This is a genomic window from Aquimarina sp. TRL1, assembly GCF_013365535.1.
Classification (GTDB): domain Bacteria; phylum Bacteroidota; class Bacteroidia; order Flavobacteriales; family Flavobacteriaceae; genus Aquimarina; species Aquimarina hainanensis.
Genome location: NZ_CP053590.1, coordinates 2,915,440 through 2,929,010, shown reverse-complemented (window position 1 = coordinate 2,929,010; position 13,571 = coordinate 2,915,440). Strand labels below are relative to the sequence as shown.

Annotated in this window: 10 protein-coding genes; 5 read left to right on the top strand and 5 right to left on the bottom strand. The window is 37.5% G+C overall.

Annotation, left to right across the window (positions count from 1 at the left end; translation table 11 throughout):
* Positions 1–37: 37 nt before the first annotated feature.
* The 3 genes from HN014_RS11755 to HN014_RS11745 all read left to right on the top strand — a co-directional run bounded on the left by HN014_RS11755 (position 38) and on the right by HN014_RS11745 (position 2,375).
* Positions 38–631, top strand: coding sequence for a thioredoxin family protein (locus HN014_RS11755; protein ID WP_176029065.1), 594 nt, complete (start codon positions 38–40; stop codon positions 629–631).
* Positions 632–731: 100 nt separating this feature from the next.
* Positions 732–1,550, top strand: coding sequence for a type I methionyl aminopeptidase (gene map / locus HN014_RS11750; protein ID WP_176029064.1), 819 nt, complete (start codon positions 732–734; stop codon positions 1,548–1,550).
* A 57-nt stretch (positions 1,551–1,607) separates the two neighbouring features.
* Positions 1,608–2,375 carry a class I SAM-dependent methyltransferase gene (locus tag HN014_RS11745; protein ID WP_176029063.1) on the top strand — a complete coding sequence of 256 codons (768 nt, stop codon included), beginning with the start codon at positions 1,608–1,610 and terminating at the stop codon, positions 2,373–2,375.
* Here HN014_RS11745 and HN014_RS11740 read toward each other — a convergent pair.
* From HN014_RS11740 to HN014_RS11730, 3 genes are all read right to left on the bottom strand, one after another.
* Complete coding sequence (locus HN014_RS11740) at positions 2,372–3,364, bottom strand: FAD:protein FMN transferase (RefSeq protein WP_176029062.1); 993 nt, start codon at positions 3,362–3,364, stop codon at positions 2,372–2,374. The two genes, HN014_RS11745 and HN014_RS11740, sit on opposite strands and share 4 nt — an antisense overlap.
* Before the next feature lie 7 nt (positions 3,365–3,371).
* Positions 3,372–3,749 (bottom strand): Na(+)-translocating NADH-quinone reductase subunit F, encoded by a 378-nt coding sequence (locus tag HN014_RS11735; RefSeq protein WP_176029061.1) that lies wholly within the window; start codon positions 3,747–3,749, stop codon positions 3,372–3,374.
* Between the two features lie 97 nt (positions 3,750–3,846).
* Positions 3,847–4,830, bottom strand: a complete 984-nt coding sequence (locus tag HN014_RS11730) for a DUF4846 domain-containing protein (RefSeq protein ID WP_176029060.1) — start codon at positions 4,828–4,830, stop codon at positions 3,847–3,849.
* Between the two features lie 310 nt (positions 4,831–5,140).
* Here HN014_RS11730 and HN014_RS11725 point away from each other — a divergent pair, with 310 nt between their 5' ends.
* A complete protein-coding gene (locus HN014_RS11725) occupies positions 5,141–5,722 on the top strand; it encodes a GNAT family N-acetyltransferase (RefSeq protein WP_176029059.1) in 582 nt (193 codons plus the stop codon).
* On the opposite strand, the gene HN014_RS11720 is transcribed toward HN014_RS11725, so the two are convergent.
* Positions 5,719–6,300 carry a TetR/AcrR family transcriptional regulator gene (locus tag HN014_RS11720; RefSeq protein ID WP_176029058.1) on the bottom strand — a complete coding sequence of 194 codons (582 nt, stop codon included), beginning with the start codon at positions 6,298–6,300 and terminating at the stop codon, positions 5,719–5,721. The genes HN014_RS11725 and HN014_RS11720 overlap by 4 nt on opposite strands.
* An 89-nt stretch (positions 6,301–6,389) precedes the next feature.
* Positions 6,390–7,145: an SDR family NAD(P)-dependent oxidoreductase gene (locus tag HN014_RS11715; RefSeq protein ID WP_176029057.1), complete on the bottom strand. Its 756-nt coding sequence runs from the start codon at positions 7,143–7,145 to the stop codon at positions 6,390–6,392.
* Between the two features lie 258 nt (positions 7,146–7,403).
* Between HN014_RS11715 and HN014_RS11710 the strand changes: the two genes are divergently transcribed.
* Positions 7,404–13,568, top strand: coding sequence for an HYR domain-containing protein (locus tag HN014_RS11710; RefSeq protein WP_176029056.1), 6,165 nt, complete (start codon positions 7,404–7,406; stop codon positions 13,566–13,568).
* The last annotated feature ends 3 nt before the right edge of the window (positions 13,569–13,571 follow it).

Sequence of the window (13,571 nt, the reverse complement as noted above, 5' to 3'; positions counted from 1 at the left end):
AAGAAACGTTTATCACTCACTTTTTAAAATTAAGATTATGAAAAAATTACTGCTACCCCTGTTCAGCATACTCATCGCCTCTTGTGGAAGTACTGCAACAACAACCAGCACAGATACAGTCACTCCTCCTCCCAATTCAGAAACCTCAGTTATTACCGAAAAGCACCCTGAAACCAAACAAGAGACAAAACCTGCCATTCTTATAGGAAAACAACCTAGAAAAGCACTGGAAGCTACCCCTTATGCTACTTGGTTCTCTCCTAACTATGATGCGTATAATGTCGATAGCGAAGTCGTACAAAAAATAAAACCCTTGCTCGGGGATATCACAATAAAAGTATTTATGGGAACATGGTGCGGGGATAGTAAAAGAGAAACTCCTACCTTTTATAAAATTCTGGATGCCGCTGATTACGATTACAAAAACCTGGAACTTATTACTGTAGATCGTTCTAAAAAAACGCCGTCAGCCCATGAAAAAGGATTAGATATCCAACGAGTGCCGACATTTATATTTTACAAAGACGGAAAAGAAATTGGACGATATGTAGAATACGCAAGAGAAACATTGGAAAAAGATATGCTGGCTATCCTATCTGGAAAATCGTATAAACATGCATACGAAGATTAACCGAATGAAGATTCAAAAAACTCCGTGAAGTTCTAATAAAGAATACAGTTTCAAACTATAATTCTTTGTAAATTTGTCCCCTTAACCAGGAATTCAACACATGATTATCACTAAAACCAGAGAAGAAATAGAGTTAATGCGAGAAAGTGCATTAATCGTATCTAAAACCTTAGGAATGCTCGCTTCTGAAGTTAAACCAGGAGTTACTACCTTACAATTAGATAAATTAGCCGAAGAGTTTATTAGAGATCATGATGCTATTCCCGGTTTTCTAGGACTGTATGATTTCCCAAATACATTATGCATGAGTCCTAATGCACAGGTAGTTCATGGAATCCCTAATGACACCCCATTAGAAGAAGGAGATATTATTTCTATCGATTGTGGAGCAATTAAGAATGAATTTTATGGAGACCATGCCTATACTTTTGCTGTTGGAGAAATTGCCCCTGAAGTCGAACAACTCTTAAAAATCACTAAAGAGTCTTTATACAAAGGAATTGCTGCTTTAAAAGTTGGAAACCGGGTTGGAGATGTTGGGTATGCCATTCAATCATTTACTGAAGCCGCGGGGTATGGTGTTGTTAGAGAATTGGTTGGACATGGTCTGGGAAGAAAAATGCATGAGGATCCGGAAATGCCGAATTACGGACGCAGAGGTCGTGGTAAGAAATTTGTAGAAGGAATGGTAGTTGCTATTGAGCCTATGATTAATATGGGTACGCATCGAATCAAACAACTAAGAGATGGGTGGACAATTCTTACAAAAGATGGAAAACCAAGCGCCCACTTCGAGCATGATGTAGCGATTGTTGATGGTCAGCCTGAGATTCTTTCTACTTTTAAATACATCAATAAAGCGCTGGGAATAGAAACAGATGAAGAAGATGCTTTTAGAAAAGAATTGCTGGTAGTCTAAAGTATACATAGGAAAAATCTTCTTCTTTAGATTTTACACAAAAAAGACAATAATAAGGTGAAGAAAGTATTTAAATTCATCCTGAATACCATACCCAGACCTATTCTTATACGGTTTAGTTATCTAATACGTCCTGTTTTAGCACTTATACTTCGTGGAAAGAAGTATACTGATCCTATTGACGGGAAGTCTTTTTCTAAGTTTTTACCCTATGGATATGAAAACCCCAGAGAAAATGTTTTATCACCCTCTACGCTATCACTAGAAAGACACCGACTCTTGTGGTTGTATTTAAAGAATGAAACTGACTTTTTCTCTGCCCCGGCAAAAGTACTACACTTTGCTCCAGAGCAGGCTTTTTACAAAAAATTCAAGGGATTACATCACCTGGATTATACAACCACAGACCTACATTCACCGCTTGCTGATGTCAAGGCTGATATCTGTGAGCTTCCTTTTTCTGATAATACGTATGATATTATTTTTTGTAACCATGTATTAGAACATATCCCAGATGACACAAAAGCAATGAAAGAATTGTATCGTATCTTAAAATCAGGTGGAATGGCAATTCTGCAAATACCTCAGGATTTATCACGGGAAACTACTTTCGAAGACGATTCCATCACTGACCCTGTCGAGCGTGCTAAAATATTTGGTCAATACGACCATGTCCGCGTATATGGAAGGGACTATTTCGACAAGCTCAGATCGATAGGCTTTAAAGTAGATGAGATAGACTACACAAAAACAATGGATAAAAAAGAAATCTCCGGGTATTGTTTAGCCCCGGGAGAAATACTTCCTGTTTGTTATAAACATTAATTTTCCGGAAACCCATTAAACGCTTCTGTCTTAAGTGCCCCTCCTTTTTCATAGATAAGTAAAGCTCTTAATTCCGGGTGTTCCGTAAGAAATTCTATTGATTGCTGTACTCCCATAGAAGTCAATGCTGTCGCATAGGCATCAGCCTCCATACAGGTATTAGCCAAAATAGAAACGCTCAATAAATTCGATTTATGAGGATATCCGGTCTTTGTATCTATAATATGAGCATACCGATTTCCTTCTTTATCAACTTTATATTTACGATAGCTTCCAGAAGTAGCCATCGCTTCTGTTTTTAGAGAAATAACTTTATTATATGATTGTGTCCCATCAAAATTAGGCTCTTCAACACCAATCTTCCACGGCTTATTCTTCGCTACATTATATCCTTTTGTCCGAATCTCTCCGCCTATTTCTACCAAATAATCTGTATAGCCTTCTTGCTCTAAAAACATAGCGAATACATCTACCGTATATCCTTTTGCCAGCGCATTAAAGTCCAAAAATGTATCCGTATGTTCTTTATGTATTTTACCTTGCTTATAATGTACTTTATCTAGACCTACAGTCCCTAACAAGCTATCTATTTTCAGACTATCCAACCCCTGAATTTCACCTTTAGGTCCAAAATCCCAGGCGTTGACTAATACTCCTATTGTAGGATCAAACGCTCCCGACGTCTCTTTGTATATTTTTTTTGACGCATTAAAAACTTTCTGAAAATGTTCATCAATAACAACTGTAGTATCTCCTGCATTAATTCTGGAAATATCAGAATCATCCTGATACGTCGATAAGGATATATTAATCACCTGTATCAAACTGTCAAAAGATGCTCGATAATCTTTTTGCTCCTGATCAAAATACTGCAAAGAAAAAGTTGTTCCCAATGCTTTTCCTTTGAGGTAATTCGGTTGTAACTTTACTTCTTCTTTACAGGAAATAAACAATCCTATCCATACAACCAATAAAATTCTCTGTATCATATTAATGTTAATTTAGCGGGGTCTCTATTACCTGTAATCCTGCATATTCGAGTGTATAATCTTCATTATAATAAACAGGTTGTGAAGGGTCACTGGCATTACTAAGCCCCACCCCTGCATAAAACACCTTTGCTTCATGTTCTCTGGCATGTTTTTTAAAGGACTCCATCCAGATCATATCATAATTATGAGGGTTATCAGGGTATGCTACAGCTTTCACTACTACAAAATACCGTTGCTTGGAAGCATCTATACAAACAAACTGAGGTTGTTTTCCTAATGTACTGTTAATGGCTATAAATTCGAAGCCTCTTTTTTCCAGCTCTTTCCCTACAATATTCATCGCTAGGTTATGGAGTTCTTGTTTGGTCAATATCCTTCTCATAATGCTGGCAAAGATACTGCTTTGACAACAAAGAAAAACAGAATTACATCAACATATATCACTATCATCCAAAAAAAAATATTTTAGTTCAGGAGCACTATCGAAACCGTATAAACTGTGCTTTTTTAAAAACATATCCCGGTGTATCTACGGCTGTACCTTCTTCAAATGTGTACCAAGGTGATTGTTGAACAGAAGCCTTATTTTTTAACAAACAAACACTTTGTGCAGGCGTATATCCTTGTACCAGCAAATATTTTTTCTCTCCCGCTTCATTTACGATTTCATCTGCAACAATCTCAATATGTCCCGGAGTACCAGGAGTTACCAACATATCTCCAATTTTCACATCTTTTACTGCAACCTTGTCTAACTCATTAAACAAGGATAATGATCCTGAATAAGCAAAGATTAAATTCAAATATTTATAAAAGCTTTTTTGAGAATGATTAGGAGTGGCTTTTTTAGAAAAAGTAACCGAATTTCCTTTGATTATTGGTCGGTACCCTTCTGCATACTGTTCCCAGGAACAATAATGTCCTGATGTAAAATTAAACCCGATTGTTGATTTTTTATTGTTATGCCATAAATATTCTGCACGTATTCTAATCAAAGCATCTGCACATTGTTGCAATCCATTAGAAGGAACTGGTATGTCCAAGATCCCTTCATGCCAGTTTTGATCATAATGCATACTCCCATCGTAATTGACAATCGGACTTCCATAAGGTTTTAATGTGTAATTCCTCAAATACTCTTCAAAGGAACCCGAAGAGTAAGATACTCTTCGATATCCTTCGGGTAGTAATACCCGCTTCTTAATTGTCATTCCCTCTTCATTAATATACTTCTCTGTTATTCTTTTTTCCTGCTTTAACGATAAAAATTCGTTTTTACCTGCCTTTGAAAGCCCCCAAAAACACCCTATCCCAATGACAATCATCAGTATCAGGAATAGTATTTTCTTTATTTGTTTATGATATGATCTCTTTTCTTTCTCCATTTTGTTTAATATAATACGCTGCCCTTTTCTGTATAACGTAAAGTCCATCTTGATTACTAAATCTGTTCTTTTTGACAAAATAGCAATTTCACATTTTTTTCTGTATTCTCCGCAATAGCATGTTGTTAAAACAACAAATCAACACTATCAATACTCTTCTCTTTTTTTTAAAACGTTCTATTTTTATCAAGGGATTCTTCTCTTTTTCTTTATTATTTTTGTTGTTTTTAATGATGTTTTACTGTAATTTAGAAGTATAAAAAGAGCGTAAATCCCAACAATAACATAGCTATATATGGTTCTGTTTTTATTAAAAAAACAGCTATTTTGCTATGAATAAAACTAAAGGGGGTCATTAAATAATATTTTATAAAATAATTAAGTCACATTGAGAAAAGCCAGTATTGAAGATAAAGAATTGGTGACAGATATATTAGTCTCTGCTTTTGCCCCACTAAAAGGAGACAACTCCATTAATTTAATAGTCAAACAAGATCATAAAAGGGTTCAAAGAATGCGGATTTTAATGGCGTATTTATTTGAAAAAGCTTTTTACTTTGGAGAAGTTTTTATTTCCAGTAATAACAAAGCCTGCCTTTTATTACATTTTCCTCATAAAGAAAAAACTACGTTACGGACTATCTTACTCAATATTAGATTGGCATTTTTCTGTATTGGAATCGAGCGGGTATTTGAAGTATTAAAAAGGCAGCGAATTGCCAAACAATTTTACCCAAAAGAGAGGCATATTCGCCCTGTAATTTTAGCGGTTAAAGAAGATGCCAAAGGAAATGGAACTGCCGCACGATTAATGCTTCACGTCAAAGACCAGTACAAAGACAATCAACTTCCCGTTATAATAGACACCTCATCGGAATACAATGTGAAGCTCTACAAAAGATTTGGCTTTAAATTGATTAAAAAGGAAAAAGGATTGAAATTCCCTATTTATTTTTTAAGACTTAATTAATCCAGCACACTCAATGCCATATCAATCGATGCCTGTAGTTTTTTCTTATCAGAAGCTATTTTGACAATGACTTGTGTTCCTCCCATCAAGGTATAAATAAGACTTGAAATCGTTTTTAAGTCTTTTTTGTCAGAAATTTCCCCTGTTTTCACCCCTGAAAGCAAATATTCATAAAACACATTCTCCATGGTTTTTTGATTATCTTTTAATTTCTCTGAAATCTCCTTATCAACAGACACCAGCTCGGTGGTAGCATTAACAACAAAACAACCTTTCTTATCAGAATCACATACTGCTTCATCTAACACAATCTCGAATAATCGCCTGAAACCTGTTTTTACCTGATCATGTGAATGCAAAAATGTACGAGTGCGTTCCATATTTGTTTTTCGATACATGGTCAACGCTTTATCGAATAAACTTCTCTTTCCCCCAAAGGTATCGTATAAGCTAGCTCTGTTAATCCCCAAAAACGTAACTAAATCCTGAATTGAGGTCGCATGATACCCTTTTTTCCAAAATAATTCTACAGCTTTATGCAGTACTTCTTCTTCCTTAAATAATTTTACTCTTGGCATGCTTCATCAAAAAAAACGGAAACACTTTCCAGTGTTTCCGCAAAGATATTGATTTACAGAACAATCATTCCAAAATAAATTAAAAAAAATCAACTCAACAATGGATTGATGTTCAGTCCCCCATCAATAGTATACTCTCCCCCTGTGATAAATGAAGCTTCATCAGATGCTAAAAATGTGACCAGGTTTGCTATATCTTCAGCCTGTCCAAATCTTTTTAAAGGGATTCGCTCCTGCAAGGAACTCGCCAGACCTTCTAACTGTTCTGCCGGCATTCCTGTTTTTTCAAAAATTGGAGTATGAACAGGTCCCGGGTTAATAGAATTTACCCTTATTTTCCTGGGAGCCAATTCTGTAGCAGCCGTTCTTGTATAAGAGTTCATAGCAGCTTTTGAAGCGGCATATACGGCAGTATTAGGCATTCCCGTATAAGCATTTATTGATGATAAGTTAATAATAGAAGCCCCTTCATGTAAGATTGGCAAAAACTTTTCTACAGTAAATAGTGCACCTTTAAAATTAATATCCATTATCTCATCGTATAAAGCTTCTGTGATTCCTCCCAAAGGAGCTGGTGAAAAAACTCCTGCATTAACAAATAAAATATCTACTCCTCCAAACCGCTCAGATATTTCAGTAACTAAAGTATCAATAGCAGATAAACTCTTTACATCTGCTACTAATCCAATAACACCTAATTCTGATGCCGCTTTTTCTACCTTAGTAGTAGATCTTCCTGTAATAACTACCGTTGCCCCATGTTCTTTTAATTGTTTTGCCGATGCATACCCTATACCGCTATTCCCACCTGTAACGATTGCCACTTTTCCTTTTAAGTCTCTCATTTTTTATATGTTTTTTTATGGTTACAAAATAACAGAACGATCGTTCCGAATACAAACATAAAAATAAAAGAACGATCGTTCCAAATAATTTAATTGTTTTTAGAAAACTTTAATAAAACTATTTTCTTTTTCCCTTAACCTCGAACTTATTCTCTAAAGAAGTAAAATCTCAATGATTAAGTAAAAAATACTCATTTATAGTGATTTTTAGGTTTCTTGTAACCAGTAGTTTTGCCCTTCCATAAACAATCTAAAAAAATGATTCGTTTTACAAAACACTACAATACAACACATTACTATCTATTTCTGATATTTCTATTGCCCATTTATACAATAGCTCAATGTCCGAATGTACCCCTGTCAATTATTGACGGAAATACGGGCTTTACAATAGAAAACCCAACCCCCAAAGACAAACTGGGATATAGTGTTAGTGATGCCGGAGATATTAATGGGGATGGAATTGATGATATTATCATTGGAGCACATTCAAAAGACAACGGTAGTATTACTGCCGCCGGAGAAGCATATATTATTTTCGGAAACCCTACATTTTCTCTTAGTTCTTTTGACCCCCAAACATTAGATGGCACAAATGGTTTCATTGTCAAAGGGAATACAACAGATGCTAAACTAGGAATATCAGTAAGTAAAGCAGGAGATGTTAACAATGATGGAGTAGATGACATTCTTATTGGGATACTCAAATATGATGCTTCAGGAATCGGTGTTGCCATGATTATATACGGAAAAAGAACTCCATTTAGAGCTGTTTTTATCCCTTCAGATATTGACGGAAACAATGGGATTATCATAAAAGGAGAAAATACGACAAGTTCCCGAAGGGATGGGTTTGGAATGCATGTAAGTGCTTTAGGAGATATAAATGGTGATAGGATTGCTGACATCGGAATTGCAGCTCCCCAATATAGCCATTCTCCAAATACTGGCAGGTATTACGTTATTTTTGGAAACAATACATTGCCTTCCATACTTGACATCACTACGCTTAACGGTACTAATGGTTTTTATATTGATGGCACTGCAACTATATGGAATGGTCCTGGAAGCACTATAAACCCAGCTGGAGACATCAACAATGATGGCATTAATGACATTGCGATCGGAATTCCCAGAAAGAATGAAGACGGAATACGAAATAGAGGGATCGCTTATGTTATTTTTGGAAAAAACACCTCCTTTTCTTCTTCTTTCAATCTCTCTTCATTAAACGGGACAAATGGTTTTTCAATCTTAGGAAAACCCATAAGCGCTTCTTTGGGAACCACGATACAGGAAGCCGGAGATATAAATAACGATGGGATTACGGACCTTATAGTAAGTGCCCCACAAACAGAAATTGACGGAAATTCTTCTGTAGGAGAAGTGCATATCATTTTTGGAAAAAACACAGGTTTTAATTCTCAATTTTTAATCAATAACCTTAATGGAACCAATGGTATGACAATCATTGGAGAAAAAAGATATGATAATTTAGGAGGTGCTGCTGCTCCCGCAGGGGATTTTAACAATGATGGAATTGACGATATTATTATCGGATCAATACGGGCTAGTCGTTCTTTATCTGGAGGCGCCTATGTAGTTTTTGGAAAATCATCTCCTTGGGATCCTACTTTTAAACTGGAAACTATCAATGGTACAAATGCCATTCTATTGTTAGACGATAGAAGATATGTTTATACCAATACTGGTTTCGATGTTAGCACTGCTGGTGATGTCAACAATGATGGGGTTTCTGATATTCTTATTGGATCTAACACAAGGGATTATGACGCTGGTACCGCCTATGTAATTCACGGGGATAAAATCAATTATACAGACACTACCCTCCCTACAATCAATTGTCCAACTTCAGAATCATTATATCTAAATGCAACCATTCCCAATTATATGTTCCACATAGACTTAGGAGACAATTGTACTTATCACATGGATCTAATGTATCGTCAAACCCCACCACAAGGAACAATTTTTACAGGAACAACTACAGTAACAATGACAGTCACTGATAAAGCTGGTAACAGTAATAGTTGTTCATTTCCGATAACTGTAAAACCTCCTCCTCCTTCTCTTAGCTGCACTGACACAAATATTACAACCGATAATCTAAATGGTGTAAACGGTTTTTCAATTATCGGAGAACTTTCAGGAGGAAATCTCGGGCATGATGTTCGTAAAGCCGGAGACATCAATGGGGATGGGATTGCAGACTTTATTGTTGGTGCCCCTGGAGAATACTATTCTTTTTCGGGACCTTATAGAAATGAAAGTTATAATGTAGAAGGTAAAGTATATGTAGTATTTGGCACAAGAAGTGGTTTCCCTTCACATGTCAACGTAGCCTTACTTGATGGCACAGATGGGTTCAGAATTACTAATGACACTCCCATTTCTCAGTGGCCGGAGACAGGGTATCAGGTCAGTACTGCCGGAGACATTAATAATGACGGAATTGACGATATTATGATGAGTGACCCGTTTCGCTCTACTTCATTAGGAAGAGAATTAGGACACGTTTACTTTGTTTTCGGAAAAACAAGTGGCTTTCCCCCAGTCTTAAACCTTTCGTCCCTAGATGGAACAAACGGGTTTACTTTCATCAGTGATAAAGAGTTTGATCAATCTGCAAGATCCATAGACCACATAGGAGATATTAATCATGATGGAATTAGCGATATCATAATTGGAGCCGGCACTTCTGGTGGAGCACATAAAGGCAGGTGTTTTATTCTCTATGGTAGCACATCCACTTTCCCTGATGTCCTAAGAAGTACTGATCTAGACGGAAATAATGGATTTATAATCGAAGGAGACGCAGATGGAGACCGCATTGGCAGCCAGGTAACCGGATTAGGAGATATCAACGGAGATGGCATATCAGATATCGGTTTTTCTGGAGGAACAACTAAAAAGACGTTTGTCTTATTTGGTAAAAATGGAAATCTCCCTCACCCCTTAACAACAAGCTCGATAAATGGATCTAATGGATTTTATGTCGATCTCTCTTTAGCTCCTTCTTCTACAAGCGGAACTATTAATAGTGTTGGAGATATTAATGGAGACGGTATTAATGACATCTTATTCGGTGGTAAATGGTTATTATTTGGAAAAAACACAGGGTATTCCTTAGCAGAAGATATTTATTCGTTAAACGGAATAAACGGTTTTTCATTCTCTGTCTCTGGTTTCTCTGATATTAGTTCTGCCGGAGATTTTAACAATGACGGAATCACAGATTTATTATTAGGAAGAATCAGAACATCAACAGTCATACTATTTGGAAGATCTACTGGATGGTCTCCAACAATCAACCCATATGTATTGGATAACTCTCAAGCATTTCAGGTAAGAAGCCCTAGTTCATATACCGGAGCATCTGTAGATGGTATTGGAGATATTAATATGGATGGTTTTGATGATATTTTACTAGGAAGCCCTACACCTTCTTATAGCGCCAGTCTCACAGAAAATCCCGGATACGCCTATGTTCTTTTTGGGTTTAGCCTCACCGATACAGAAAAACCAGTAATTACCTGTCCTTCGAATCAGGTGTTAGCTTCAGGAAATACATTACCTGATTACACCTCTTTAGTTTCCGTTGTTGACAACTGTGATAGTGCTCCGGAAATTACACAAACTCCTGGTGTAGGAAGTCCCTACACTTCTGGTATGACGGTTACAATGATCGCAACAGATGCCAGCGGGAATAGGGTATCTTGTACTTTTATTGTTAATGACATCACAGACACCACGCCCCCAAGCATTACATGCCCGACAGATCAAACAGTGAGCTGTACTACTACAATCGTACCTGACTACTCCTCTTTAGTCAGCGCTACAGACGCTATAGATCCTAATCCAACAATCAATCAAACACCCTCTGCTGGAAGCCCCCTTACTGATGGAATGACCATTACCATGGAAGCAACAGATGCTAGTGGAAACTCAAATTCTTGTTCCTTTGTTATTCGTCTGATGACAGATACAACCCCTCCTAATATATCATGCATCGCAGATCAGGTACTAACCATAGGAGACAATATTCCGGATTATAGCAGTATGCATACCGCTACAGACGATTGTGATCCGAATCCGACAATCAATCAAACACCTCCTCCGGGAACACCCTTTACTGATGGAATGGCCATTACTATGGAGGCTACTGATCTCAGTGGAAACAACAACTCATGTTCTTTTATCATCCATCAGGATGCAGACACCACGCCCCCAAGCATTACATGCCCGACAGATCAAACAGTGAGCTGTACTACTACAATCGTACCTGACTACTCCTCTTTAGTCAGCGCTACAGACGCTATAGATCCTAATCCAACAATCAATCAAACACCCTCTGCTGGAAGCCCCCTTACTGATGGAATGACCATTACCATGGAAGCAACAGATGCTAGTGGAAACTCAAATTCTTGTTCCTTTGTTATTCGCCTAATAGCAGATACAACCCCTCCTAATATATCATGCATCGCAGATCAGATACTAACCATAGGAGACAACATTCCGGATTATAGCAGTATGCATACCGCTACAGACGATTGTGATCCGAATCCGACAATCAATCAAACACCCCCTCCGGGAACACCCTTTACTGATGGAATGACCATTACTATGGAGGCTACTGATCTCAGTGGAAACAACAACTCATGTTCTTTTATCATCCATCAGGATGCAGACACCACGCCCCCAAGCATTACATGCCCGACAGATCAAACAGTGAGCTGTACTACTACAATCGTACCTGACTACTCCTCTTTAGTCAATGCTACAGACGTTATAGATCCTAATCCAATAATCAATCAAACCCCCTCTGCTGGAAGCCCCCTTACTGATGGAATGACCATTACTATGGAAGCAACGGATGCTAGTGGAAACTCAAATTCTTGTTCCTTTGTTATTCGTCTGATGACAGATACAACCCCTCCTAATATATCATGCATCGCAGATCAGGTACTAACCACAGGAGACAATATTCCGGATTATAGCAGTATGCATACCGCTACAGACGATTGTGATCCGAATCCGACAATCAATCAAACACCTCCTCCGGGAACACCCTTTACTGATGGAATGACCATTATTATGGAGGTTACTGATCTCAGTGGAAACAACAACTCATGTTCTTTTATCATCCATCAGGATGCAGACACCACACCTCCAAGCATTACATGCCCGACAGATCAAACAGTGAGCTGTACTACTACAATCGTACCTGACTACTCCTCTTTAGTCAGCGCTACAGACGCTATAGATCCTAATCCAACAATCAATCAAACACCCTCTGCTGGAAGCCCCCTTACTGATGGAATGACCATTACTATGGAAGCAACGGATGCTAGTGGAAACTCAAATTCTTGTTCCTTTGTTATTCGCCTAATAGCAGATACAACCCCTCCTAATATATCATGCATCGCAGATCAGGTATTAACCATAGGAGACAATATTCCGGATTATAGCAGTATGCATACCGCTACAGACGATTGTGATCCGAATCCGACAATCAATCAAACACCTCCTCCGGGAACACCCTTTACTGATGGAATGACCATTACTATGGAGGCTACTGATCTCAGTGGAAACAATAACTCATGTTCTTTTATCATCCATCAGGATGCAGACACCACGCCCCCAAGCATTACATGCCCGACAGATCAAACAGTGAGCTGTACTACTACAATCGTACCTGACTACTCCTCTTTAGTCAATGCTACAGACGTTATAGATCCTAATCCAATAATCAATCAAACCCCCTCTGCAGGAAGTCCCCTTACTGATGGAATGACCATTACTATAACAGCAACAGATGTTAGTGGAAATATAAGTAGCTGTTCTTTTAGAGTAAATACCCCTTCAATAGAGGTAAATGCAGGAAGCGATGAATACATTGAAGAAGGAGAATCTATACAGCTTGAAATTATTTCTTCTGAAGAAGGTACTTTTTCCTGGACTCCCGCAACAGGTCTAGACAATCCTGAAAGTGCTACTCCTATTGCTACTCCTGCAGCTACTACTACGTACACTGTAACTTTTTACAACAAGGATCGTAATTGTTTTGCTACAGATGAAGTAACAATCCATGTATATCATGATACTACTCATGATACCCGATATGGTTTTTCTCCTGATAATGACGGAATCAATGATTTTTGGGAAATAAAAAAGATTGAAGAATACCCTGAAAATGTAGTCTCTATTTATAATAGATGGGGGGATTTAGTTTTTGAAATCGATGGCTATGACAATAAACATCGCGTATTTAACGGAATGGCTAATCGATTGCAAAATCTGGGAGCCAGTAAACTTCCCGAAGGCACTTACTTTTTTATCATTTCTATAAAAGGAACTCATACGTTAAAAAAAACCAAAGGATATCTAATCCTAAAAAGATAAGTA